Raw genomic sequence first — 24,959 nt, forward strand, 5'->3', positions numbered from 1 at the left:
CACCCGGTCCACCGGCCACGCCGCCCGCACCCGTGCGCACCCCGCGCCGCCCGCCCCCGCCCTCGCCCTCGCCGTCGCCCTCCACCCGACGAGGTAGTGAGTTTCCGGCGACGTAGTGAGTCGCAACTGACGACCTCGTCGGAAACGCACTACCTCGCGCGAGTGAGGGGGCGCGCGGGAGCGAGGGCTGCCGGCGCGCGCGGGGGCGAGGGCTGCGGGGCGCGCGAGAGAGGGGCGGCGCGAGCGAAGGGGGCGGGCCTGCGCACCGGGTCGTGGCGCACCGTGTCCGGGCACAACAAAACGGGCCCGGCGTCGGCCGAGCCCGTCGTGCTGCGTCCTACGCCGGGTCGCCCCGGCGCGGGGTCACTTCTTGTTGCGGCGCTGGTGACGCGTCTTGCGAAGAAGCTTGCGGTGCTTCTTCTTGGCCATCCGCTTGCGGCGCTTCTTGATGACGGAACCCATGGGTCCTCACTTCGCTTCCGGGTGGAGGCCCGGCGGACGGGCCGTGCCTGCTGGTGGTCGATCGATGCGCGTGCAATGCCGGTGCAACCGAGTCGTCCACGCACGCAGAAAGTCCGAGGCTCTACCTTACGCGATCTTCAGGGCCCACCGCGACGCGCGGTCGAACTCAGGAGCTGCGACGGTCCTCGTCGGCGACAGGAGCCTCGACCGGGAGCGACGTGGCCAGGTAGTGGTCGAGGGCGTCCTGCGGGACGCGGAAGGACCGGCCGACGCGGACGCCGGGCATCTCGCCCGAGTGCAGCAGGCGGTAGACGGTCATCTTGGAGACGCGCATGATCTCGGCCACCTCGAGCACCGTCAGGTACCGGGTGCGGGCCGGCTGCTCGCTCATGCGGTCATGTCTCCTTCTAGGCCCTGCGACGTGCGCGGTCGCACGTCCACCGGAGGACGCCTGGTCAGCGTAGTGGCGCGTGGGACTGGAGTGAAAGGGGGGACGCGTGGGACTCGCTCGTGCAGCCCAGCGCCTCAGTCGTGCTCGGGATCGAGACCCAGGAGCGGGAAGACGGCCGCCCGGGTGGCGCGGATGGCGCGGTCGACGTCGTCGCCGGGGTCGTAGCCCGACGACCAGGGGCTGAACCGGGCGTCGCGGCCGTCCGTCATGACGTCCGGCCCCTGTCGGCCGTACCGCTCCTGGACGAGCGCGCGCCAGCTCGCCGGCACCACCGTGGCCGGGTCGATCGGCTGGTGGGTGGCGATGCCGAGCAGGTGGGTCCACGACCGCGGCACCACGTCGACGACGGCGTACCCGCCGCCGCCGAGCGCGACCCACCGACCGCCGGCAACCTCGTGCGCGAGCCCGTGCAGGATCTCCGCGGCCCGGCGCTGGCCGTCGAGGCTGACCCGAAGATGGGTCAGCGGGTCGAGCACGTGCGTGTCGCAGCCGTGCTGGGTGACCAGGACGTCGGGGGCGAACGCGCGCACGACCGCGGGGACCACGGCGTCGATCGCGCGCAGCCAGCCCGCGTCGCCCGTGCCGGAGGGCAGCGCGATGTTCACCGCCGTGCCCTCGGCGCCGCCCGTCTCACGCGGATGGCCCGTGCCCGGGAAGAGCGCCTGGCCCGTCTCGTGGATGGAGACCGTGAGCACGCGCGGCTCGTCCCAGAACACCTGCTGGACGCCGTCGCCGTGGTGCGCGTCGACGTCGACGTACGCGACCCGCTCGGCGCCCGCGTCGAGGAGGGCGCGGATCGCGACCGCGGCGTCGTTGTAGACGCAGAAGCCCGACGCGGCGGCGGGCATGGCGTGGTGCAGCCCGCCCGTGACGTTGACCGCGTGGACCGCGCGGCCCTCCCAGACGGCCAGCGCCGAGTCGACCGAGCCCTGCACGACGCGCGCCGTGGCCGCGTGCATGTCCGGGAAGATCGGGTCGTCCGTGGTGCCCAGCCCGCGGTCGAGGTCGACCACGCCGTCGGTCGCGGCCAGGTGCACCGCGGCGATGTAGGCGCGGTCGTGCACGGTCGCGAGCAGGTCGTCGGTGGCGACGGCCGCGTCGGCCAGCTCGACGTCGGGTGCGTCGAACAGGCCGAGGTCCTGGGCCAGCCGGATCGTCAGGTCCAGCCGCTCGGACGTCATCGGGTGCCCCTGCCCGAAGTCGTACGCGAGCATGTCCCGCGACCAGACCACGCGCACCGGACCGGTGAGGGGCTGCTCCGTCATGCGCCCACCGTCGCACCCGTCCGGGCCGGTGTCGATTCCGCCGGAGGCTGTGTCGGCTCGGTCCCGGCGGCGCGCGCGTGCCAGAGTGAGCCCGTTCGGGTGCGGAGCGGGAGGTTCGATGGCGCGGGGTGGACCCGGCGTGGCGTGGCGGGCGCGCGAGTACGTCGACCGCTCGGCTCGTCATTCCCCGGCTCGGCTCGCGCTCGGCGTGTTCGCGCTGGTCATCTCCATCTTCACGGTCCTGCTCTCGACGCCGTGGGCGACCGCGGGCGGTCGGCGCGCTCCGTTCGTCGACGCGTTCTTCACCGCGACCTCGGCCAGCACCGTCACGGGACTGGTGGTCGTCCCGACGGGCTCGTACTGGTCGACCACGGGCCAGGTCGTGATCCTCGTCGCGATCCAGGTGGGTGGCCTCGGCGTCATGACCCTGGCCTCGCTGCTCGGCATGGCCGTCTCGCGTCGCATCGGCCTGACGCAGCGGCTCCTCGTGTCGTCGGAGACCAAGGAGACCCGTCTCGGCGAGGTCGGCTCCCTGATCCGCACCGTCATCATCACGTCGCTGACGCTCGAGGCGTTCATCGCGGTCGTCCTGTTCCCGCGGTTCCTCATCTACGACGAGTCGGTGGGGCAGGCCGCGTGGCACTCGGTCTTCTACGCGATCTCGTCGTTCAACAACGCCGGCTTCATCCCGACGACGTACGGCCTGGACCCGTTCGTGTCCGACTGGTGGGTCCTGCTGCCGATCATCATCGGCGTGTTCATCGGCTCGCTCGGGTTCCCGGTGATCCTCAACGTCGCCCGGCACCTGCGCGAGCCGCGGCGCTGGAGCCTGCACTCCAAGCTCACGATCACGACGAGCCTCGCGCTGGTCGTCGTCGGGGCTCTCCTCATCGCCGCGTTCGAGTGGACCAACCCCGAGACCTTCAAGCCGTTGGACTTCAGCGGGACGACCCTCGCGGCGCTGTTCGCCGGGGTCATGCCACGCTCCGGCGGCTTCTCGACGGTCAACGTCGGCGACATGCACGAGGCCACCTGGCTGGTCAACGACGCCCTCATGTTCGTCGGTGGAGGCTCGGCCTCGACCGCCGGCGGCATCAAGGTGACCACGCTGGCCGTCATGCTCCTGGCGATCCTCGCCGAGGGGCGCGGCGACAAGGACGTCGAGGCGTACGGTCGGCGCATCCCGCGCGAGGCGCTCCAGGTCGCCATCGCGGTCACCATGGTCTCGGCGACGTTCGTGCTCGTCGCGTCGCTGCTCCTGCTCTCCATGACCAACCTCGCGCTCGACCAGGTGCTCTTCGAGGTGATCTCCGCGTTCGCGACCTGCGGGTTGTCCACCGGGATCACACCTGACCTGCCCGATCAGGCCAAGTACGTGCTCGCTGTGCTCATGTTCATCGGCCGAACGGGCACGATGACGCTTGCGGCCGCGCTCGCGCTGCGCAACCGTCGTCGGGTCATCCGGCTACCGGAAGAGAGGCCGATCATTGGCTGACAGATTCGGCGACCTGTCCAAGGGGTCGCAGAACGCACCGCGCGCGCCGAAGAAGGACTCGGGCGTGCTCGTCATCGGGCTCGGCCGGTTCGGGTCCGCCATCGCCGCGACCCTCGACCGGCTCGGGCAGGACGTCCTCGCCGTCGAGCGCAACCCCGAGCTCGTCGCGCAGTGGGCCGGCCGGATCGCGCTCGTCGAGGCGGACGCCGCCAACCCGGACGCGCTCGAGCAGCTCGGTGCCCGCGAGTTCCCGGTGGCCGTCGTCGGTGTCGGGTCCTACCTCGAGGCGTCCGTGCTCATCACGGGCAACCTCGTCGACATCGGGGTGCCGCAGATCTGGGCCAAGGCCGTCAGCAACGAGCACGCCCGCATCCTGCAGCGGATCGGCGCCCACCACGTGGTGCTGCCCGAGGCCGACGCCGGCGCACGCGTGGCCCACCTGGTGTCCGGCAAGCTGCTCGACTACATCGAGGTCGAGGACGGGTTCACCATCGTGAAGATGCGGCCGCCCAAGGAGACCCAGGGGTTCACGCTCGCGCAGTCCAAGGTGCGCGAGCGGTACGGCGTGACGGTGGTCGGCGTGAAGAGCCCCGGGCTCGACTTCGTCTACGCGACGCCGCAGACGCGCCTCTCGTCGAACGACCTGATCATCGTCTCGGGCCACGCCGACCTGCTGGAGCGCTTCGCCGCCCGGCCGTGACGGCCGCTCGTCCGGCCGGCTACTGCGTGGACTCGACGATCACCGCGCGCAGCCGCTCACAGACCGCCTGCTCGCCGGTGAGGTCCACCGCGCCCTCGGACGCACGGCCCCACAGCCAGAGGTCGAGGTCCCACGCGGTCCCGCTCACGGTCGCGGCGACGTCGCCGGCGTCCGCGACCAGCTCGGCGCACTCGTCGTCGTAGGTCTTGCCCGTCTTCGGCGACGTGCCCGTGAACCTGCCGAACGCGAGCACCCAGTCGCGGGTGGCGTCGGTCGCGCGCAGCCGCACCCGGGACCCGTCCGGCGTGAAGACGGCCCACGGCGGGAGGCCGCTGACCATCACGCCCCAGCATCTCGTCGACCCCGTCGGTCGCGAGGGTGACCCCGGGATCGCTCACCGCCAGACCGGCGGTCTGCTCGGCGTCCACCCGGTGCACCAGCGCCTCGTGCGCCTGCCGGCGGTACACCCAGCCGACCGTCCCGCCGGCGGGCGACCAGGACCAGCACGCATCGGCGGGGTCGTGGGCCGCGAGGGCGTCGAGCAGCGCGGTGGTGCGGGTCCGCAGGAACGGCACGAGCTCGGCGTCCGCGCGTCTCTCGGTCTCCTCGAGGTCGTCCGGTCCCGTGGGCGCCTGCGCGACGAGGCTCGACCAGAAGTCCTGCACCTCGCCGAGGTGGTAGGCGAGGTCGGCGACGTCCCACCCGTCGCACGCGGGAACGGCCGCGCCGGGACGCGCCGCGGCCATCGCGTCCGCCGCGCGCGCCGACTCCCGCGCGATCACGTCGGCGTAGTCCGCGGGCGTCAGCGCTGCGTCGGCTTCCGGTGGCTGGTCCATGCGGGCACGCTAGCGGCGGTCACCGACATGCACACCCGGTCCGCCCGATCTACGGTGACGCGTGCTCACCGATACGCTCCGCCGGCACGGTCCCGCGCTCGGGCTGGCCGCCCTGCTGGGGACCTCCGGCGCGATCCACCTGGTCCGGCCGCGCGTGTTCCACAGGCTCATCCCGCGCGTGCTCGGCGACCCCGGGCCATGGGTGCTGGGCAGCGGCGTGGTCGAGCTGGGGTGCGCCGCGACGCTCGTCGTCCCGCGCACCCGACGGGCCGGCGGGCTGGCCTCGGCGGTCCTGCTGGTCGGGGTGTTCCCGGGCAACGTCACGATGGCCGTGCGGTCGCCGCGACGCCTCACGACCCGGACCGCCGTGGCCTGGGCGCGCCTGCCGGTGCAGGTCCCGCTGGTCGCGTGGGCCTGGAGCGTCTACAGGGGTGCCGCGAGGTAGTGCTGGAGTGTCGGCGCGACCAGCTCGACGACGCGCTCCCTGGGCAGCGACGAGATCGGCTGCAGGTGGGCGACGTTGCGCGAGAAGAGGACGCCGGCCACGTGGGCCACCACGAGCGAGACCCGCAGCTCTCCGTCCGGGCCCGGCAACAGGCGCGCGACCTCGTCGTAGACCTCGCGTCCCACGTACCCCAGCAGGGCCTCGGCGTGCACCTCGCTCGAGCTCAGGCCCGCGAACGCGACCCGGATCGCCGCACCGCCGTCGGCCTCCCACAGCTCGAGGACCACCCGCAGCAGCCGCTCGCCGAGCCCGTCGATCCCGCCCGCGATCACCTGGGTGACGAGGTCCTCGGGGTCCACGTGGGCCGGGACCATCCCCGCGGCGAACAGCTCCGCCTTGTCCTGGAAGTAGTGCCGCACGAGCGCCGGGTCGACGTCCGCGCGGCGCGCGACCGATCGGATGCTGGCGCCGTCGTAGCCCCGCTCGGCGAACTCGTCGCGGGCGGCGGCCAGGATGGTGCTGCGCGTGTCGCCACCCGAAGGGCGTCGGCCGCGCGGGCGGACCGACTCCGCCGGACGGGCTTCGGACGTCGACATGCACCGAGCCTAGGACGGGTTCGTCAGGTCTTCACGACGAGTACTGGGCACCCAGCTCGCGCGACCGGTCCCGTGCCGCCTCGGCCGCCGCGACGATGCCTGCGCGCACGCCGCGGGCGTCGAGCACCTGGACCGCCGCGACGGTCGTCCCGCCCGGAGACGACACCCGCTCGCGCAGCACCGCCGGGTGGTCGCCGGACTGTGCCGCGAGCGCCGCGGAGCCCTCGACGGTGGCCACGGCGAGCCTCGTCGCGACGTCCCGACTGAGGCCGAGCAGCACGCCCGCCTCCGCCATCGCGTCGATCACGTAGAACGCGTACGCCGGCCCGGACCCCGAGATCGCGGTGACCGCGTCCAGGTCCTTCTCCTCCACCCGGAGCACCAGCCCGGTGGCGGCGAGCATCTTCTCGACGAGGACCAGGTGGCCGGCGCTCGCGTGGGTGCCGGCCGCGATCGCGCTGGCGCCCTTGCCGACGACCGCGGGGGTGTTCGGCATGACCCGGACCACGGGCGTGCCCTGGGCGAGCCTCTTCTCGTAGCTCGCGATCGGCAGGCCCGCGGCGACGCTGACCACGAGCGCACCGCCGCGCAGCACGGGCCGGATCTCGTCGAGCACCGACCCGACGACGTTCGGCTTCACCGCGATCAGGACCACGTCGGCGCGTCCGGCGGCCTGCGCGTTCGACGCGCCCGTCCGCACGCCGTAGGTCTTGGCCAGCTCGCCCGCGCGCTCGACGGCCCGCTCGGTGACCTCGACCTGAGCGGCGCCCCAACCCGCGGTGAGCAGCGCGCTGAGCAGGGTCTCCCCCATCACGCCGCCGCCCAGGACCGCGACCTGCGGGGTGCCCTGCTGGCTGGACTGCTCCGTCATCGTCGTCCTCCGTCCGTGCCGCGCCCGCGACGCGCAGAGCCTACCCAGCGGCCGTGCACGGGCGTCACGTCCGAGCAGATGTGGCCCTTGGGGCGCATCTGCTCGGACGTCGCGGGTCAGCCGCCCGCCGGGCCGCCGTCCGTGAAGCCTGCCGGTGGGCCACCGGCAGGGCCACCCTCGAACACGAAGCTCTGCGGGCCCTGGTCGTCTCCGCCCAGCCCGGACAGGCCGCCGTTCGACGAGGACGACGTGCCGGTGTCGATGGCCTGGTCGAGGTCGGCCAGCACCACCTCCTGGCCGAGCGAGAGGCCGTCGGTGATCTCCGTACGCTCGGCGCCGACCGCTCCGACCGTGACGGTGACGTCGGTCGGGGTGCCGTTCTTCAGCACCTGGACCGTCGTCGCGGTGCCGTCCACGTGGACCGCGGACGTGGGGACCGTGAGCACCTGGTCGGCGCCGGCGACCTGGATCCGGACCGTCGCCGACGCGCCGTCGTACAGCTGCACGTCGGTCGGGTCCACGGCCAGGACGACCGTGTAGGCCGGCTCGCTGGTCTGCGACGCGTCGAGGATCCCGATGCTGGAGACCGTGCCGGTGAGCGACGCGTCCGTGCTCGGTGTCGTGAGGGTCGCGCTCTGGCCGAGCTGGACGATGTCGATCTTGTTCAGCGGAACCGTCGTGGTGACCGTGTAGCCGTTGGTCCCGATGACCGTGACGACGGCCGTGGTCGACGACGCCTCGACCGAGTCGCCGGCGGCCAGCGAGACCGCCGCGACCGTGCCCGCGATCGGGCTGGTCAGCGTCGCGAACGGCAGCTTGCTCTGCGCGAGCGCGACGTTCGCCTCGGCCAGGTCGATCGCGGCCTGGTCGGCCAGGATCGTCGCCGCGGACGCGACGGCGGTCGAGCCGCTGGGACCGCTGCTCGCGGCAGGGGTCGTGGCCTGCGCCGACGGGGACGCCGAGGGCTTCGACTGGTCGGTCGGCGTGGACGCGTCCGTCGGCGTGGACGGGGTGGTCGGCGTGGTCGGGGTGTCGCCGGACGCCGACGAGGCGATCGCCTTCTGCAGCGCGACGACCGAGTCGTCGAGCGCCTTCGCCAGCGTCTGGAGAGCCTGCTGCTGGGCGTCCGTGGCAGTCTGCGCGTCGAGGGCGCCGGACAGCGCCGCCTGGCAGTCCGCGAGCGCCTGGGCGACGGCTGTCGTGTCGGGCGCGGTCGGGTCGGCAGGGTCGGCGGGATCGGCCGGGTCCGTGGGATCGGCCGGATCAGCGGGGTCCGACGCGTCCGCGGGGTCCGTCGCGTCGTCGTCGGATCCCGTGACGTCCGTGGGGACGACGGCCAGGAACGCCGCGCACGACGCCTGCGACGCCGTCACGCTGTCGCCGCTCGCGGCGAGCGCGTCGGCCGCGACCTGGTACTGGTCGAGCAGCGCCTGCTGGGCGTTCTGGACGTCCTCGACGGCCTTCGCCACGGCCGGGTCGGTCGCGTCGCCGCCGTGGTCGGTGTCCCCGGTCGGCGGGGTGGACGCGCTCGGCTCGGCCGACGGGGTCGACGAGCCGGTGTCGCCCGACGAGCCGGTGTCGCTGGTCGAGCCCGTGTCGCCGGCGGAGCTCGACGAGTCCGAGGAGTCCGAGCTCGACGACGACTGCGAGGCGAGGTCGTCGCTGAGCTGCTGCTGCGCCGTGGCCAGGTCGGCCTGCGCCTTGTCGACCGCGTCCTGCAAGGACTCGGTGTCCAGGGTCGCCAGCCTGTCACCGGCGGCGACCACCTGGCCGACGCTGACGTTCACGCTCGCGACCGTGCCGGAGACCGAGAACGACGCGTCGCGGCGCGTGGCCGAGGCGATCGTGCCGACCGAGTCGATGAGCTGCTCGACGCTGGACCTCTCGGCCGCGACTGTCCGGTACCGGGAGCCCTCGCCGCCGGTCACCGCGAGCGCGACCCCTCCGCCGGCCGCGACCAGCACGACCGCGCCGGCGGTGCCGAGCACGATGATCCGGCGACGGCGTGCCCGCCGCCGGGCCGCCAGGGACGGCCGGACCTCGGCGGTCTCGGGGGCGGAGCCGCGGTCACGCATCGGTGCCGCCCTGGCTGTCGTCGGAACCCTGCTGCCCGCCGGGACCGCCGCCGGTGAAGCCGCCGGGGCCGCCGTTCATGACGAACCCGGTGGTGCACGAGCCGTCGGTCGGCGCGGAGATGCTGACCGTCGTCGCGGTGACCTTGCCGCTGTCGTCGGCCTCGCCGCGCGCGGTGGCGCACTGACCGACGACGACCGCGGTCGCGTCCGCCGCCTGGGTGCGCGTGTACGCGGTGTCGGCCGAGACGGTGACGGTCCGGGAGGTCGTCGTGGTGTCGTCGGAACCCGGTCTCATCGAGACCGCGTCGAGCGTGATCGTCCCGCCGTCGACCGCGGTGACCTTGCCGCTCGCGCCGCCGCCGAACATCCGCAGCTGTCCGGGAGCACCCGAGGGCGCGCCCGACGGGGCCGTGCCGTCGGCGGGCGGGTTCGGCGCGTCGGTCGGTGCGCCGTCGGGAAGGTCGCCGCCCCCACCGCCGGGTCCGCCGCGGAAGTCGCCGCCCCCGAGGGTGCAGGTGCCGTCGTCGGCCGGCTCGGTGATCCGGATGCTCGTCGCGGCGATCGGCGACGAGGTGTCGGTGCCCGTCGAGCCGCCCGAAGAGCCGGACGACGTGCTCGGTGCCGCGGCTGCCACGACGCACGCACCGACCGAGACGTCCGAGAGCGTGCCGGCCACCTGGGCCGTGAACGTGGTGGTGTCCGTCCAGGTCACGGCGGTCTGGGAGTCGGTGCTGCGCAGCTGCATCACGCTCCCGGTGACGGAGGCGATCTCGCCGGACGCGCCGCCGCGGCCGGGGCCGCCGTCCTGCTGCTGCGCACGCGCAGGACCGTCGGTTGCGGCGGCGGACGGTGCCGCGGCAGCCGGCTCGGTGCCGCCGCTGCAGGCGCTCAGCACCAGGACGGTGGCCGCCGCGAGGGCGGGAAGCACCAGCGCGGTGCGACGTCGGGTGTTCATGGGAGCTCCTTGCTATTCCGCGCGCAGCGCGTCGATGGGGGCCAGTCGCGCGGCGCGCGTGGCGGGGTAGACGCCGAAGACGAGTCCGATGCCCATGGCGACCACCACGGCACCGGCCACCGCGGCGCCGGACACGACGACCGAGGTGTCGAGCAGGTCGGGCAGGACCTGGGCAGCGACGATGCCGAGCGCGGCGCCGAGGATCCCGCCGGAGAGGCCGAGCACCGTGGCCTCGACAAGGAACTGCCGCCGGATGGCCCACGGCGGGGCGCCGAGCGCCTTGCGCAGTCCGATCTCGCGGGTCCGCTCGGTGACCGAGACGAGCATGATGTTCATGACCCCGATCCCGCCGACGAGCAGCGACAGGGCCGCGATCCCGGTGAGCAGGACGGTGAGGGTCTTGTAGACCGCGGTCGCGGTGGACACCAGCGCGTCCTGGCTGTTGATCGTGAAGTCGGCGCTGTCGGCGCTGGTGATCCCGTGCAGGTTGAGCAGCAGGGTCTGCGCCTCCTGGTAGGCGGCGTTCAGCTGGTCGGTCGAGGCGGCCTGGACGTAGATCGTCGAGACCGCGTTGCGGCTCAGCCCGCCCGTCACGGTGTCCGCCGCGGTCGACATCGGGAGCACGGCGACGTCGTCGAGGTCGCTGTCCCCGGACGCGCCCTCGGCCTCGAGCACACCGACCACGCGGAGCTCCGTGCCGTTCACGGTGACGGTCTGCCCCACGACGCGCGTCGTGCCGAACAGCTCCTGCGCCGTCTCGGGTCCGAGCACGACGACCGCCGCGCGCTTCGCCTCGTCGTCGGCGGTGAAGAACGCGCCGCTCGCGACGGTCCGCCCGCGCACGTCGAGCCAGTCGGTCGTCGTGCCCGTGACCGTGGTGCTCCAGTTGGTGTCGTTGGCCTCCAGCGACGCGCTCGACGTCTTCTCGGCGGCGACGGCGCCGATGTCGGGCGCGTTCACCGACGACGCGAGCGCCTCGGCGTCTGCGGTGGTCAGCGTTGTCCGCGAGCCGAAGCCGCCGCGGACGCCGTCGGTCCCGGTGCTGCTGCCCGGCCGGACGATGAGCAGGTTGCTGCCGAGCTCGCTGATCTGCGCGCTGACGTCCTTCTGCGTGCCCAGACCCAGCCCGACCGTGAGGATCACCGCGGCGATCCCGATGAGAATGCCGAGCACGGTGAGGATCGAGCGCAGCGCGTGCGTGTGCACGGCGGCCCACCCGGTGCGGAAGGTCTCCATCCAGGTCATCGGGCACCGTCCAAGGTGCCGTCCGTGGTGATCTGACCGTCCATGACGCGCACCACCCGCTCGGCCCGCTCAGCCACGTCGGCCTCGTGCGTGATGAGCACGATGGTCCGGCCCTGCGCGTGCAGCTCGTCGAAGAGCCCGAGGATCTCGTGGGTCGACGACGAGTCGAGGTTGCCGGTCGGCTCGTCGGCGAGCAGCAGGGCGGGTTCGCCGACGAGGGCGCGGGCCACCGCGACGCGCTGCTGCTGGCCTCCCGACAGCTCGCCGGGCCGGTTGGCCAGGCGGTCGCCGAGGCCGACGCGCTCGAGGGCCGCGGTGGCCCTGCGGTGACGCTCGGAGCCGTGCACCCGGCCGTAGACCAGGGGCAGCTCGACGTTGCGCAGCGCCGACAGCGACGGCAGGAGGTTGAACTGCTGGAACACGAAGCCGATGCGGCGGTTGCGGATGTCGGCAAGGTCGATCTCGTCGAGCTCGCTCACGTCCTCGCCGGCCAGCCGGTACGAGCCGCGGCTCAGCGTGTCCAGGCAGCCGAGGATGTTCATCAGCGTCGACTTGCCGGACCCCGACGGGCCCATGACGGCCACGTACTCGCCCTGCTCGATCCGCAGGTCCACGCCCTTCAGCGCCTCGAACTCGATGCTCCCGGACGTGTACGTCTTGCCGACGTCCACGAGGTCGATGACCGGGAAGGTGTCGGTCGCCGTCGCCTCGTCGAAGAACGGCAGCGTCAGCTCAGCCATTCGCCGGACCGCCGCCCTGCTCGCTGAGCTGGGGGCCGACGACCGTGCCGCCACCGGGGTCGCCCTGGAAGAACTGGCCGCCGCCGGGCAGCTGCCCGCCCTGCTGCTGGTTGTCCCGCCCGGTCCCGCCGGTGCCCGGCGTGAACACCGCGAGCACGACCTCGTCGCCCTCGGCCAGGCCGTCGGTGATCTCGGTGAGGTTCCCGGACGTCTCGCCGACCGTCACGTCGACGGTCGTCGTCTTGCCGTCGGCATCCTGCACGTCGACCGTCGACTTCCCGTCGGTCGTGGTGACCGCCAGGCTCGGGACGGTGAGCACGTCGGTGCGGCGTTCGTAGATGAGCTTCACGTCCGCGGAGACCCCGTCGTGCAGGCCCTCCTGGTCGCCCGTCACCGCGACGGTCACCGGGTAGGCCGCGACGCCCGTGTCGCTGGTGGACAGCAGGCCGATCGCGCTGATCGTGCCGAAGACGGGCGTCGTATCTCCGTCGAGGGTGACCTCCGCCTGGTCACCGACCGCGACGAGCGCGATGTCGGCGTCCGAGACCGAGACCTCGACCTCCCAGCTGTCGGTCGAGACGATCGTGAACTGCGCGGCCGTGTCCCCGGTCGCGCCCTGACCCTGCGCCGACCCGACGACGTCCCCGACCTCGAGGGTGGCCGCGGTGAGCAGCCCGGCGACCGGCGCGACGAGCGTCGCCCCGTTCATCGCCGTCTGCGCGGTGTCGACGCCCGACTGCGCGACGTCGACCTGGGCCTGTGCGGCCGCGATCTGCGCGTTGCTCGACGTCGTCCCCGTGCCCGCGTCCTTGGCGTCCGAGAGCTTGGCCTGCGCGCTCGCCAGCGTCGCCTTGGCCTGTAGCAGGTCGGCCTGCAGCTCCAGCGTGTCGACCGTCGCGAGCGTCTGCCCGGCGGTGACCGTCTGCCCGACCGCGACCGGCACCGAGGTGACGGTCCCGCTCACCTCGAAGCTCACGTCCTGCTGCACGGACGGCGTCAGCGTCCCCGTGCCGCTGACCGACTTCTCCATGGTCGTCAGGCTCGCGGCGACCGTCCGGGTGATCTGCTGGGCCGTCGCCGCCGACGCATCCCGGATCCCGAACCACCAGACGGCCCCGCCGGCGAGCGCCACGACGACCACCAGCCCGAGCGTCCGCGTGAGCGGACTCGTACGCGTCCATACGCGCTGCATCTTGTTCCTCACGTCTGTGACCAGGCCGAACTGCCTGGGCCGAACGTAGGAACACCCCCTGGGCCACGCGTAGCACCGGCCTGTGGCTGACCTGTGAGAAGCACGCGACGTCCGCACTCGTCGGCGCCCTGGGGCACACGAGTGCGGACGCTCGGTGGAGCTTTACGACGAGGGGAGCAGCAGGCCGTCGCGGATCAGGCCTCGGGTCGACGGCAGGACGTCGGCGGCGACGGCGTCGGCGCCCACGTCGAGCAGGGCACCGAGGGCGGCGACGATCTGGCCGACCGACAGGTCGCCGTCGCACGCGCCGACGAACCCGGCGAGCGCGGTGCCCGCCTGGACGGCGCGGCCGAAGCCGCCTCCCTGGCGCAGCAGGACCACCTGCGGGTCGGCGTCGCCGGGCGTCAGGTAGCGCTCCTCGGTGACGTCCGGCGCGACGACCAGGTGCGAGGCCAGCAGGCCGTCGTCGTCGTGGAACTCGAGCCAGTCGTGAGCCTCGAGGGACGCGGCGATCGCCGGTCCGAGCGGCTGACGCACCGTGCCGGTGACCTCCTCGAGCCGGCGCAGCGACGGCGCCCCGGACAGCGGCCGGCGCAGCGTGAGGACGCCGAACCCGATCGCCTCGACGTCGCGGGACGCGAAGTCGTCGAGCCATGCCCCGTAGCGGGAGGCCCAGGCCGCGCGGTCGCGGTCGGGCGTCGTGCCGCCGTCGCGGATCCACGTCTCGGCGTACTGGGCGGGGTCCTGCAGCTCGCGCTGGATCACCCAGCCGTCGAGCCCGGACGCGTCCAGCCAGCTGCCCACGCGCTCGTGCCACTGCTCGCCGCGGCGGACCTCCCAGTTGCCCAGCAGCTGCGCGACGCCGCCCGGCGCCAGCACCGCACCGACGCCCTCGACCAGCTCCTGCACGATCGCGTCGCCGGCGCGGCCGCCGTCCCGGTACTCGTACGCGGGCATGCCGGGGGTGCGGGGCGTGATGACGAAGGGCGGGTTGCTGACGACGAGGTCGAAGCGCTCGTCGGCGACGGGCTCCAGCATCGAGCCCACGCGGAGCTCCAGGTCGACGCCCGCGAGCAGCGCGTTGAACCGCGCGAACTCCAGCGCGCGCAGGGAGATGTCGGTGCCGACGACCCGCCGGGAGTGGCGCGACGCGTGCAGCGCCTGGATGCCGCAGCCCGTCCCGAGGTCGAGGACGAGCCCGCGGGGGTCGCGGACCGTGACCTGGGCCAGCGTCGTCGAGGCGCCGCCGACGCCGAGCACGTGGTCGGTGCGCAGCGCGTGCCCGGTGGCCAGCTCGCCCAGGTCGGACGCGATCCACCAGTCGACCTCGCCGCGCCCGTCGACCGCCGCGTACGGGCGCAGGTCCACGAGCGCGCGCACCTGGTCGGCTCCCGTCTCGACGAGCCCGAGGGCGACCGCACCGTCGATGCCGAGCGTGGGGAACGCGGCGCCGATCAGCCGCGCCGGGACGACCGCGCCCAGCAGGAACGCGCGCACCAGCACCGCGACGGGCTCGTCGGAACCCGCGGTAGCGCGCAGCGCAGGGACGGGCTCCTCGCGGTGCAGGGCGTCGGCAGCGACCGCCCCGAGGACCTCCTCGACGCCGGCGACGCCGTAGCCGGAGGTGGTCAGGTCGCTGCGCAGCAGGTCGATCAGGGCGGGGTCGTGTTCCACGACGCCAGTGTCTCAGTGCAGGTCGACGACGATCGGCCGGTGGTCGCTGCCCGCCTCGACCGCCGGGCCGTCGGGCACGGACACCCCGGTGACGAGCACGTCGGGCGTCACGACGACGGCGTCGATCCGCTGCCGCGCACCCGCCGACGGGAACGTCGGGCCTGTCGGCACGGGTGCCGAGCCCAGGTGCGTGGCCAGCCGCGCCCACGCGGGGCCGTCGGGCTGCTCGTTGATGTCGCCGAGCACGACGGTCCGGCTCGTCGGCACGACGGTCGTCAGGATCCGGTCGAGGTGCGCGGCCCGCTCGGCCCGCACGAGCGAGAGGTGGACGACGACGACCGTGATCCCGTCGACGACCGCGACCGAGACGCCGCGCCGCGTCCGTCCCGGCCGCCACGACAGCCGGACCGCGCGACCGCCGTGCGCCGAACCGTCCCGCACCAGCAGCGCCGTCGTGCGGGCGCCCCGGCCGCTGACCACCGGGACCAGCCCGACCGCCGCCCCGAACCGGCGCATGCGACGCCGGCCGAACAGTCCGCGGGGCGGCTCCTGGACGGCGAGCACGTCGGGCTCCGCGGACCGGACGACGGACGCGGCCGCCTGGGCCGACATGTGCAACCCCTTGAGGTTGTAGGTCATGACCCTCATGCGCCGAGCAGTGCCAGCAGCCGGGCGAGCTCGACCAGGTCGCCGTCGGACAGGGCCGCGAACGCGGAGTCCTCGCCGAGCGCGCCCGCGGTCACGGTGCGCGTCGCCCGGCCCGCCGGCGTGAGCGTGACGACCTTCGAGCGCCGGTCCAGCGGGTCCTCCGACCGGTTCACCAGCCCGAGCGCACCGAGGCGCTCGACCAGCGTGGTGACGTTGGACCGGTCGCAGCGCATCGTCAGCGCGAGGTCCTTCATCGCGGGCGGGTCGGTCTCCGGGTCCAGGTTCCACAGGAGCTCGGCGAGCGGGGCGGTCAGCCGGCTCGGCCGCACGAGCTCGTCGACGTCGTTGCCCACCACGCGCGTGCACGCCGCGAACGCGACCGCCACCTCCCGCACCAGGTCGTTGCGCTGCACGCTGGACACCATAGCGACGCCCCCGGTCGCAGCAGCGGCCGGGGGCGTCACGTGCGGACCTCAGCGGGCGAGCAGCTTCTCCGCCTCGCGGGTCAGGTCGCCCTTGTCGTCGCGCGCCGCACGCAGGCGGGACGCGATGACGGCACCGAACGCGATGGCCGCGGCCACGGCCGCGATCCCGATGCGCAGCGCCGTGTTCGCGTCGTCGCCCACCGAGACGGCCACGACGGCCGGGGCGATGAGCAGCGCGACCAGGTTCATGACCTTGATCAGCGGGTTGATGGCCGGGCCGGCGGTGTCCTTGAACGGGTCGCCGACGGTGTCGCCGATGACCGCGGCCGCGTGGGCGTCGGAGCCCTTGCCGCCGAAGTTGCCGTCCTCGACGATCTTCTTCGCGTTGTCCCAGGCGCCGCCCGAGTTGGCGAGGAACACGGCCATGAGGACGCCGGCCGCGATGGCCCCACCGAGGAACCCGGCGAGCGGGCCGACGCCCAGACCGAAGCCGACGGCGATCGGCGCGAACGCCGCGAGGAGGCCCGGGGTGGACAGCTCGCGCAGCGAGTCGCGCGTGCAGATGTCGACGACGCGGCCGTACTCGGGGCGCTCCTCGTACGTCATGATCCCCGGGTGCTCGCGGAACTGGCGGCGGACCTCGAACACGATGGCACCGGCCGCGCGGGTGACCGCGTCGATGGCCAGGCCCGAGAAGAGGAACACCGTCGCGCCGCCGAGGATCACGCCGACGAGGGTGACCGGGCTGATGATCTGGTAGTTGAGCATCGCGGCCTGGAGGTCGCTGCCGACCGAGCCCGTGACGTCGCTGACGGCGGTCTGCACCGCATCCGCGTACGAGCCGAACAGCGCGGTCGCGGCGAGCACGGCCGTCGCGATCGCGATTCCCTTGGTGACGGCCTTGGTGGTGTTGCCCACGGCGTCGAGGTCCGTGAGGATCTGCGCGCCCTCGGGGGTGACGTCGCCCGACATCTCGGCGATGCCCTGCGCGTTGTCGCTCACCGGGCCGAACGTGTCCATCGCCACGATGACGCCGACGGTGGTCAGCAGGCCGCAGCCGGCCAGGGCGATGAGGAACAGGGCCAGGCCGATCGATCCGCCGGCCAGCAGGAAGACCCCGCAGATCGCGGCGGCGATGATGCCGGCGGTGTAGACGGCCGACTCGAAGCCGACGCCGATGCCCGACAGGACGACCGTGGCCGCGCCCGTGAGCGTGGTGCGCGCGACGTGGAGCGTCGGCTTGCTCGTCGTCCCGGTGAAGTAGCCCGTGACCCACAGGATGATGCCGGCCAGGACGACGCCGATGGCGACCGCGACCGACGCGATGAGACGCGGGTCGCCCGCGTGGTCGGCGAGGCCGGACGCGACGCCGTCGATCTCGGCGAACGTCGACGGCAGGTAGATGAACGCGGCGATCGCGGAGAGCAGGACGCCGACCAGCGCGGCGATGTAGAAGCCGCGGTTGATCGCGGTCAGGCCCGACTCGGCGCCGCGGACGCGCGTGATCGCCACACCGAGGACGGCGACGATCGCCCCCATCGCCGTGACGATGAGCGGGAACACGAGACCCTGCTCGCCGAACGCGGCCTTGCCCAGGATGAGCGCCGCGACGAGCGTCACGGCGTAGGACTCGAACAGGTCCGCCGCCATGCCGGCGCAGTCGCCGACGTTGTCGCCCACGTTGTCGGCGATCGTCGCCGCGTTGCGCGGGTCGTCCTCGGGGATGCCCTGCTCGACCTTGCCGACGAGGTCGGCGCCGACGTCCGCGGCCTTGGTGAAGATGCCGCCGCCGACGCGCATGAACATGGCGAGCAGCGCGGCACCGAAGCCGAAGCCCTCGAGGACCGCGGGCGCCTCGCCCTTGTAGATGAGGACGACCGCGGAGGCACCGAGCAGGCCCAGGCCCACCACGCTCATGCCCACGAAGCCGCCGGTCTTGAACGCGATGCGCGAACCCTCGGCACGCCCGCCCGGCTGGGACGCGGCCGCGGCGACCCGGACGTTCGCCCGCGTCGCGAGCCACATGCCCAGGTACCCGATCGTCGCCGAGAACACGGCGCCGACGAGGAAGAAGACGGACCGCCCGACCTTGACGCCGCCGTCGCCGGGGAGCAGGAAGAGCAGGGCGCACACGACGACCGCGAACAGCGCCAGGGTGCGGAACTGCCTGCTCAGGTAGGCCGAGGCCCCCTCCTGCACCGCCTTGGCGATGTCTTGCATCTTCTCGGTGCCCTCGCCCGCCGCGAGCACCTGGCGGCGTAGTACGACAGCGAAGATCAGTGACACGACGGCGATCGCCGCGATGACACCGACGATCGTGAGGCTCGTGGACCCGAGCTCGACCATGCATCCTCCTCGACACCGGCGCGGACCCCCCGGACCGCGGCCTGCCATCCAGCCCCGTTGCTGTGTGACCGGGCGAGTCTAGCCATGAGATGTGACCTGGATCGCACCACGACGCGTCCATCGTGTGACGGGCGCCCGAGCGCGGCGCGAACGGCGGGCGTTCACCTGATCGTGGGCGCGCTGCCACGGTGGCGTCCGGGTCGCAACCTGATCGTGATCGTGTCGCGCCCCTGTCGTGTCGATCCTGCGTCAGGGTGGCGCCATGGCCGGACGCGCCGGCACGAGGGGGCGATGCAGTGGGCAGCGAGTCGAGCACGGATCCGGAGCACGGGGGGCATCGCCGTCGCGTCGTCTGGACCACGGCGGGGATCACGACGGTTGCGCTCCTGCTCGCCGGTGTCGCCTACGCCGTCCAGCGCGAGAGCGCGGCGGCGCCCGTCGCGGAACCCACCGCGAGCCGGACGACGGCCCCCACGCCGACCCCGGCCGCGCCGCCCGCGGTCGTGCTTCCGACCGGCGACCCCGCGCTGCCGTTCGGGACGTGCGGGGCGCTGGCCGACGCCGCGCCCGCCGCCCCGGTCGAGACCATCGGCTTCTCCGCCGACCTGCGCCTCGACGCCTCGACCGTCACCGCCGGCGAGCCCCTCGGGCTGCAGACCCACTGGCAGGTGACGGGCGAAGCCGCGCCGCCCTACGTCTTCGTCCCCTCCGCCGGCCCGCGGCTCGCCGTGCTGCGTGACGGCGTCGTCGTCGCTGCCGGCGACCTGTACGAGGGCCGTGACATCGGCGACGACCTCATCTACCCGTACACGGACGCGGGCGTCGTGAACTACCGCGGAGCTCTCGACCTGGCCGTGTGCGACGACGGCACCTCGACGGCGGGCGCGCCCCTTCCTGCCGGTTCGTACTCGCTCGTCACCTGGGACGTGTTCACGACGGCGACCGAGGACGATGACGCGGCCCAGAAGCTGAACGCGGGCGAGATCACGATCGAGCAGGCCGCCGACCTCGCGGCCGCGACCGCTCGGACGTCGATCGGCGAGCCGGTGCTGTTCACCGTGACCGGCGAGGCGACGCAGGCGCGCGCCACGCCGTGGACCGACATCCCGCTCGTGCCGAGCCCGAACACCGCGTCGGTCCAGACCTGTGGCAAACCGGCGCCGGCCGCTCCGGCGACCTCGTGGATGTTCGAGCTGCAGGTCGTCCCCGGTCCGACGACGATCCCCGCCGGCAGCCCGTTGCGCGTCGACGGCACGTTGCGGTACTCGGGCCCCGACCGCGTCAGTGTCGGCGTCGCGTACACGGTGGACTACGTCGTCGTGCGCGACGGCGTCGTGGTCGGCTCCACGCTCCAGCCGATGGACGGGTGGATGAGCGGCGAGGACCTCGGCCACGGCGTCACGATGCCCGTCGCCGAGGAAAGCCCGCTCCTGGCGTGCGACGAGGAGTGGGGGGACTCGACCGGCGAGCCGCTACCCGCAGGCACCTACACCGTCTACCCGGCGCAGTACCTCGGCGGCATCCACCACAACGGCGTCTCGATGGCCAGCGACGACCTCGAGTGGCTCGAGGGGACGGTCTACGGCACACCGTTCGAGGTGACCCTCACGTGACCGGCGGCGGGGTGGCCGACCTCGGCGCCCCGTCCGCGACCGGACCGTGGAGCGTGGAGCTGCGGGAGATCACGCGCTGAGCGCGGCCTCGAGGGTGTCGTGGACGGTGAACACCTGCAGCAGCGCGGTGAGGCGCAGGACCTTGAGCAGCCGCTCGTTGTCGATCACGAGCTGCAGGGTGCCGCCCTGGGTCCRCACCTTCTTCAGGGTCCCGACGAGGACACCGAGGCCCGTCGAGTCCATGAACTGGACCGCCCGCAGGTCGATGACGAGGTCGGTGCGCTCCCGGCCCAGCACGTTCGAGAGCTCGTCGCGCAGGGCGTCGGCGGACGACACGTCGATCTCGCCGGCGACCTCGACGACGGTGCGGGGACCGACGTCCCGACTGGTCACGCGAATGTCCACGTATCCCTCCCTTGGAGGGCATTCAAACAGACTCACCCCACCGGCGTGACCGCGAGGTCGTCGAACCGCACCGCCGTGGCCGCCGCCGTCGAGCTCAGGTAGGTCTGCAGGTGGACCGCTCCCGCGCTCTGCAGGCCGGCGGTCGAGTCGGTCGCCGTGTACTGCCAGGTCGCGGGCTCGGGCGCCCCGACCTTCCACGCGCGGATCCGCAGCGTCGTCGGCGAGACGCCCTGCACCTGCACCCTGACCCGGAGCCGTTCGCCGCCCGCGAGCGTCAGGCCCGGCAGCGTCCCGCCGGACATCGCCGCGCCGCTGCGGTCGGTGTACAGCTGGACGCCACCGGTGCTCAGCAGCTTCACGCGGGCCCCGTAGACGGCCGTGCCGACCACGCGACCGGCGACGACCAGCTGGATCGTGCCCGTCGGGACGGCGTCGAGCCCCAGCGTGACCTGCGTGTCGGTGGACGTGGCCGCGACGCCCGCGAGCTTCGCGGTGACCGTGCCGCCCGGCGCCGGTGCCTCCAGGCCCACGCCGCCGCTCACCGAGAACCGCGTGTTGCCGCCGGTGAGCGTCCACGCGCCGCCCAGGTCGGCGCTCCCCCAGCCGCCCGTCACGGTGCGGCCGAACGCGTCGACGGCGAGCGCCGTCTGCACCGGTGGCGCGGTCACGGTCACCGGGCTGGTCGTCGTCGCGGACGCGCCGTCGTCGTCCGTCACCGTCAGGCCGACGGTGTAGGTGCCGGCCGCCGCGTACGTGTGGCTGGCGGCCGCCGTCGTGGCCGTCGCACCGTCGCCGAACGTCCAGGCGCGCGACACGATCGTGCCGTCCGGGTCGCTCGAGGTGGCCGAGTCCACCGCGACCGTCAGGTCCGTGGGTGTCGCGACGATCCGCGGCGTGGGCGCGACGTTGGCCGGCGGGGCCGTGACCGTCACGGGAGTCGTGGTGGTCGCCGACGCACCGTCGTCGTCCGTCACGGTCAGGCCGACGGTGTACGTCCCTGCCGCGGCGTACGTGTGGCTGGCGGCGGCCGTCGTGGCCGTCGCACCGTCGCCGAACGTCCAGGCGCGCGACACGATCGTGCCGTCCGGGTCGCTCGAGGTGGCCGAGTCCACCGCGACCGTCAGGTCCGTGGGTGTCGCGACGATCCGCGGCGTGGGCGCGACGTTGGCCGGCGGGGCCGTGACCGTGACGGGAGTCGTGGTGGTCGCCGACGCACCGTCGTCGTCCGTCACCGTCAGGCCCACGGTGTAGGTGCCTGCCGCGGCGTACGTGTGGTTCGCGGCGGGCGTCGTCGCGGTGGCGCCGTCGCCGAACGTCCAGGCGCGCGACACGATCGTGCCGTCCGGGTCGCTCGAGGTGCCCGAGTCCACGGCGACGCTCAGACCGGTCGGGGTCGCGACGATCCGCGGCGTGGGCGCGACGTTGGCCGGCGGCGGTGTGGTGCCGACGCCCGTCGCCAGGACGTCGTCGAACGACACGAGGAGCGCGCCGCCCGTGATCGCCGAGCCGATGTAGCTGGTGAGCCTGACTGCCCCGGGCACCTGCAGGCCCGCGGTGCCGTCGGTCGTCGTGTACTGCCAGGTGCTCGGCTCGGCGGCGCCGGCCTTCCAGGTGCGAGCGCGGATCGTCGTCGGACCGGTGCCCTCGACCTGCACGCGGACGCGCAGCCTCTCCCCGGGGGCCAGGACCAGGCCGGGGACCGTGTTGCCGACGAGGGCCGTCCCCGAGCGCATGAGGTGCAGCTGCACGATGCCGCCGGGCAGCTCCTTGATGCGCGCGCCGTAATCGGCGGTGCCGACGAGCCGGGCCGACGCCGTGAGGTAGAGCGCCGTGTCCGGCACCCGGTCGGTGCCGACCGTGAACGACAGGTCCGTGCTCGTCGACGAGACCCCCGCGAGCGCCGACGTCACCGTGTAGCCGGGCGGGATCGTCTCTCGGCCCACCCCCGACGCCACGGAGAACTTGGGATTGCCACCCGTGTGCGTCCACGCGCCGCCGACCTCTGCGGTGCCCCAGCCGCTGGCCACCGTACGGCCGAACCCGTCGCTGCCCAGCACGGTCGGTCCGGCGCCCGCCGCCGTGTACGACCAGGTAGGCCCGCGGGTGACCGTCGTGCCGTCGTCGACCGTCGCGTACCAGTCCACGACCGTGCCCAGGGGCAGGTCGGGTACGGCGACCGACGCCACCGCGCCCGCGGCCACGTTCGCGGTCCCGACGACCGGCAGCGGCGCGGGCGTGGTCATGTCGTACGGCACCGTGAACGCGCTGTCGGCGTCCGTCTCGAACTGGCCGAGGAACGGTGAGTACGTCGTCGCGCGGATCTGGTCCGCCGCCGGGTCGAACGTCAGGTACCGCAGCCAGCCGTTCCCGCCGCGGTCGCGGTCCTGGTAGTCGGTGAGCATCGACTGCACGGGCTTGCCGCACGCGTTGGTGTCGGTGCGCCGGGCCTCGGCCGTGACGTCGTCGGAGAAGTGCCCGTTCACGACGAGGAACACCGAGCAGCTCGGCTGGACGAGCTTGTTCCACAGGTCGACGCCGCTGTTGCCGCCGTCCAGACGCGCGACCTGGGTGGTCAGCTCGCCCGTCATCCAGATGTAGCTGTGGGTCGCGATGATCGCGCGCCGGTCCGGGTACGCCGCGAGCACGCGCTTGGCCCAGTCGACCACGTAGTCCGGTGCGTTGAACTCGAGGCTGAGCAGCAGGAAGTCCATGCCGTCCGCGCTGAACAGCGAGTAGCTGTCGAGGTTCTGCCGGTCGACGGGGTCGTCGCCGAACTGGTCCTGCCCGAGGTAGCCGCCGTAGGACGCGGTCGGCGAGTTCCACCCCGCGCTCGCGTACCGGCTGACCGGGAAGTACTGCTGGTAGAGCGGCGCCTCACCCGTCGTCAGGTTCATGTCGTGGTTGCCCGGCAGCACCGCGCTCGGGATGTTCGCGGCGTCGAGGATGCCCATGTACTGCGAGGCGCGCTGCCACTGCGTGACCGAGGTGTCGACGCCGACGATGTCGCCGAGATGAGCCACGAACACCGTGTTCAGCTGGTTCTTGGTGTCGGCGATCCACTGCGCCTGCTGCCGCATGATGTCCGTGTTCGCCGACGTGCTCACGTAGTTCTGCGTGTCCGGCATCAGCATCAACGTGAACGGCGCTCCGGCACCGGGGGTGCCCGCCGTGCGTGCTGCTGCGTGGAACGTGACGTCGACGCGCGCGTCGTCCGGGTCATTGGCCCGGACCTGCAGCTGACCACCGGTCGGGACGGTCGAGCCCGCGGCAGGCGCGACGAGCTGCGGCAGTCCCGGTGCGACGCCGCTCGCGGCGGCAGGGGAGACGAGTCCGACGACGAACGCGCCCACCGCGAGCGCGACGACACCCTTGCGAGCACGCATCGGTGGCTCCCCGGTGAGCGGGAGCGGACGCCGCGGCGCCGGCGGCCAGTCGTCCCGCTGCCGAGTTCACGCCCTCGGGGGAACCGTGTCAATATCTGACAAACCGGACACGGCAGGTTTCACCCTGCCGGGTGCGTGTCGGTGGGAGTCGCTACGGTCGCGGGCGTGACGTTGGAAGGGAAGGTCGCGCTCGTCGCCGGGGCGACGCGTGGTGCGGGTCGTGGGATCGCCGTGGCGCTCGGCGAGGCGGGCGCGACGGTGTACTGCACCGGGCGCAGCAGCGCGGCGCGCTCGTCGTCGTCCTCCGATTCGTCGTCCTCCTCTTCGTCGTTCTCATCTTCGTCGTACGACCGCTCCGAGACGATCGAGGAGACCGCCGCGCGGGTGTCGGCCGCGGGCGGGACGGGCATCCCGGTGCGGGTGGACCACGCGGTTCCCGACGAGGTCGCGGCGCTCGTGCAGCGGATCGACGCCGACCACGGGCGCCTCGACGTGCTGGTCAACGACGTGTGGGGCGGCGAGAACCTCATCGAGTGGGACGTGCCGGTCTGGGAGCACGACCTTGCGGGCGGCCTGCGGATGCTCGACAACGTGACGCGGACGCACCTCGTCACCAACCACTTCGCGCTCGCGCTGCTGTCGCGCGCCCCGGGCGGGCTCGTCGTCGAGATGACCGACGGGACGCGCGAGTACAACGAGGCGACCTATCGGGTCTCGTCGTTCTACGACCTGGCCAAGGCCGTCCCCGTGCGGCTCGCGTTCACGCTGGGCCACGAGCTCGCCCCGGTCGGCGGCACCGCGGTCGCCCTGACCCCGGGCTGGCTGCGCTCCGAGATGATGCTCGAGCACATGGGCGTGACCGAGGAGAACTGGCAGAACGCGTCCGACCGGCACTTCGCCGCGATCTCCGAGAGCCCGCTGTTCGTGGGACGGGCCGTCGCCGCGCTCGCCGCCGACCCGGACCTGCACCGCCACAACGGCGGCTCGTTCTCGTCGGGCGGGCTGGCCCAGGAGTACGGGTTCACCGACGTCGACGGCTCGCGGCCCGACTGCTGGCGCTACCTCGCGGAGGTGCAGGGGGCCGGTCTGCCCGCGGACGCGTCGGGGTACCGCTGACGGTCCGACCGGTTCTGGGGT

At 73.3% G+C, this 24,959-nt stretch carries 22 protein-coding genes and 1 pseudogene; 5 read left to right on the top strand and 18 right to left on the bottom strand.

Annotated features, from left to right (window positions below):
• Window positions 1-363: 363 nt before the first annotated feature.
• The 3 genes from AC1DZC_RS00925 to AC1DZC_RS00935 all read right to left on the bottom strand — a co-directional run bounded on the left by AC1DZC_RS00925 (window position 364) and on the right by AC1DZC_RS00935 (window position 2,178).
• Window positions 364-462, bottom strand: coding sequence for a 30S ribosomal protein bS22 (locus tag AC1DZC_RS00925; protein WP_003792170.1), 99 nt, complete (start codon window positions 460-462; stop codon window positions 364-366).
• Between the two features lie 166 nt (window positions 463-628).
• Window positions 629-853 carry a helix-turn-helix domain-containing protein gene (locus AC1DZC_RS00930; protein ID WP_477040504.1) on the bottom strand — a complete coding sequence of 75 codons (225 nt, stop codon included), beginning with the start codon at window positions 851-853 and terminating at the stop codon, window positions 629-631.
• 134 nt (window positions 854-987) lie between these two features.
• Window positions 988-2,178: an acetoin utilization protein AcuC gene (locus tag AC1DZC_RS00935; RefSeq protein WP_477041915.1), complete on the bottom strand. Its 1,191-nt coding sequence runs from the start codon at window positions 2,176-2,178 to the stop codon at window positions 988-990.
• A gap of 118 nt (window positions 2,179-2,296) precedes the next feature.
• Here AC1DZC_RS00935 and AC1DZC_RS00940 point away from each other — a divergent pair, with 118 nt between their 5' ends.
• The gene (locus tag AC1DZC_RS00940) at window positions 2,297-3,673 is read left to right on the top strand and encodes a TrkH family potassium uptake protein (protein ID WP_477040502.1); all 1,377 of its coding nucleotides are present in this window, start codon (window positions 2,297-2,299) and stop codon (window positions 3,671-3,673) included.
• On the top strand, window positions 3,666-4,373 hold the full coding sequence (locus AC1DZC_RS00945) for a potassium channel family protein (RefSeq protein WP_477040501.1): 708 nt from the start codon (window positions 3,666-3,668) through the stop codon (window positions 4,371-4,373). Before AC1DZC_RS00940 ends, AC1DZC_RS00945 begins: the two co-directional genes overlap by 8 nt.
• A 19-nt stretch (window positions 4,374-4,392) precedes the next feature.
• On the opposite strand, the gene AC1DZC_RS00950 is transcribed toward AC1DZC_RS00945, so the two are convergent.
• Window positions 4,393-4,713: a hypothetical protein gene (locus AC1DZC_RS00950; RefSeq protein WP_477042128.1), complete on the bottom strand. Its 321-nt coding sequence runs from the start codon at window positions 4,711-4,713 to the stop codon at window positions 4,393-4,395.
• 10 nt (window positions 4,714-4,723) lie between these two features.
• A pseudogene (locus tag AC1DZC_RS00955) lies at window positions 4,724-5,209 on the bottom strand (maleylpyruvate isomerase N-terminal domain-containing protein); the annotation flags it as partial.
• A gap of 61 nt (window positions 5,210-5,270) precedes the next feature.
• On the opposite strand from AC1DZC_RS00955, the gene AC1DZC_RS00960 reads away from it, so the two are divergent.
• Window positions 5,271-5,654 carry a DoxX family protein gene (locus tag AC1DZC_RS00960; RefSeq protein ID WP_477041916.1) on the top strand — a complete coding sequence of 128 codons (384 nt, stop codon included), beginning with the start codon at window positions 5,271-5,273 and terminating at the stop codon, window positions 5,652-5,654.
• Here AC1DZC_RS00960 and AC1DZC_RS00965 read toward each other — a convergent pair.
• The 11 genes from AC1DZC_RS00965 to AC1DZC_RS01015 all read right to left on the bottom strand — a co-directional run bounded on the left by AC1DZC_RS00965 (window position 5,633) and on the right by AC1DZC_RS01015 (window position 18,421).
• Window positions 5,633-6,250: a TetR/AcrR family transcriptional regulator gene (locus tag AC1DZC_RS00965; protein WP_477041917.1), complete on the bottom strand. Its 618-nt coding sequence runs from the start codon at window positions 6,248-6,250 to the stop codon at window positions 5,633-5,635. The two genes, AC1DZC_RS00960 and AC1DZC_RS00965, sit on opposite strands and share 22 nt — an antisense overlap.
• 31 nt (window positions 6,251-6,281) lie before the next feature.
• The gene (gene proC / locus AC1DZC_RS00970; protein WP_477041918.1) at window positions 6,282-7,121 is read right to left on the bottom strand and encodes a pyrroline-5-carboxylate reductase; all 840 of its coding nucleotides are present in this window, start codon (window positions 7,119-7,121) and stop codon (window positions 6,282-6,284) included.
• 116 nt (window positions 7,122-7,237) lie between these two features.
• A complete protein-coding gene (locus AC1DZC_RS00975) occupies window positions 7,238-9,196 on the bottom strand; it encodes a hypothetical protein (protein ID WP_477041919.1) in 1,959 nt (652 codons plus the stop codon).
• On the bottom strand, window positions 9,189-10,151 hold the full coding sequence (locus AC1DZC_RS00980; protein WP_477041920.1) for a hypothetical protein: 963 nt from the start codon (window positions 10,149-10,151) through the stop codon (window positions 9,189-9,191). The genes AC1DZC_RS00975 and AC1DZC_RS00980 overlap by 8 nt, the downstream gene beginning before the upstream one ends.
• A gap of 12 nt (window positions 10,152-10,163) precedes the next feature.
• Window positions 10,164-11,396 carry an ABC transporter permease gene (locus AC1DZC_RS00985; RefSeq protein WP_477041921.1) on the bottom strand — a complete coding sequence of 411 codons (1,233 nt, stop codon included), beginning with the start codon at window positions 11,394-11,396 and terminating at the stop codon, window positions 10,164-10,166.
• The gene (locus AC1DZC_RS00990; protein ID WP_477041922.1) at window positions 11,393-12,136 is read right to left on the bottom strand and encodes an ABC transporter ATP-binding protein; all 744 of its coding nucleotides are present in this window, start codon (window positions 12,134-12,136) and stop codon (window positions 11,393-11,395) included. The genes AC1DZC_RS00985 and AC1DZC_RS00990 overlap by 4 nt, the downstream gene beginning before the upstream one ends.
• Complete coding sequence (locus tag AC1DZC_RS00995) at window positions 12,129-13,328, bottom strand: efflux RND transporter periplasmic adaptor subunit (protein ID WP_477041923.1); 1,200 nt, start codon at window positions 13,326-13,328, stop codon at window positions 12,129-12,131. The genes AC1DZC_RS00990 and AC1DZC_RS00995 overlap by 8 nt, the downstream gene beginning before the upstream one ends.
• A 162-nt stretch (window positions 13,329-13,490) precedes the next feature.
• Window positions 13,491-15,002, bottom strand: coding sequence for a DUF7059 domain-containing protein (locus AC1DZC_RS01000; RefSeq protein ID WP_477041924.1), 1,512 nt, complete (start codon window positions 15,000-15,002; stop codon window positions 13,491-13,493).
• Window positions 15,003-15,014: 12 nt separating this feature from the next.
• A complete protein-coding gene (locus AC1DZC_RS01005; protein WP_477041925.1) occupies window positions 15,015-15,650 on the bottom strand; it encodes an endonuclease/exonuclease/phosphatase family protein in 636 nt (211 codons plus the stop codon).
• A complete protein-coding gene (locus tag AC1DZC_RS01010; protein WP_477040489.1) occupies window positions 15,647-16,063 on the bottom strand; it encodes a MarR family winged helix-turn-helix transcriptional regulator in 417 nt (138 codons plus the stop codon). Before AC1DZC_RS01010 ends, AC1DZC_RS01005 begins: the two co-directional genes overlap by 4 nt.
• A 60-nt stretch (window positions 16,064-16,123) precedes the next feature.
• Window positions 16,124-18,421 (bottom strand): sodium-translocating pyrophosphatase, encoded by a 2,298-nt coding sequence (locus AC1DZC_RS01015; protein WP_477040488.1) that lies wholly within the window; start codon window positions 18,419-18,421, stop codon window positions 16,124-16,126.
• A 296-nt stretch (window positions 18,422-18,717) separates the two neighbouring features.
• Between AC1DZC_RS01015 and AC1DZC_RS01020 the strand changes: the two genes are divergently transcribed.
• A complete protein-coding gene (locus AC1DZC_RS01020) occupies window positions 18,718-20,034 on the top strand; it encodes a hypothetical protein (protein ID WP_477041926.1) in 1,317 nt (438 codons plus the stop codon).
• A 69-nt stretch (window positions 20,035-20,103) separates the two neighbouring features.
• Here AC1DZC_RS01020 and AC1DZC_RS01025 read toward each other — a convergent pair whose 3' ends face one another.
• Both AC1DZC_RS01025 and AC1DZC_RS01030 read right to left on the bottom strand, forming a co-directional pair.
• On the bottom strand, window positions 20,104-20,427 hold the full coding sequence (locus tag AC1DZC_RS01025) for an STAS domain-containing protein (RefSeq protein WP_477041927.1): 324 nt from the start codon (window positions 20,425-20,427) through the stop codon (window positions 20,104-20,106).
• A gap of 44 nt (window positions 20,428-20,471) precedes the next feature.
• Window positions 20,472-23,822, bottom strand: coding sequence for a PKD domain-containing protein (locus AC1DZC_RS01030; protein ID WP_477041928.1), 3,351 nt, complete (start codon window positions 23,820-23,822; stop codon window positions 20,472-20,474).
• A 165-nt stretch (window positions 23,823-23,987) separates the two neighbouring features.
• On the opposite strand from AC1DZC_RS01030, the gene AC1DZC_RS01035 reads away from it, so the two are divergent.
• Window positions 23,988-24,938, top strand: a complete 951-nt coding sequence (locus tag AC1DZC_RS01035) for an SDR family oxidoreductase (protein ID WP_477041929.1) — start codon at window positions 23,988-23,990, stop codon at window positions 24,936-24,938.
• The last annotated feature ends 21 nt before the right edge of the window (window positions 24,939-24,959 follow it).

The sequence above is a fragment of the Cellulomonas sp. P2_B4 genome, from assembly GCF_056404795.1.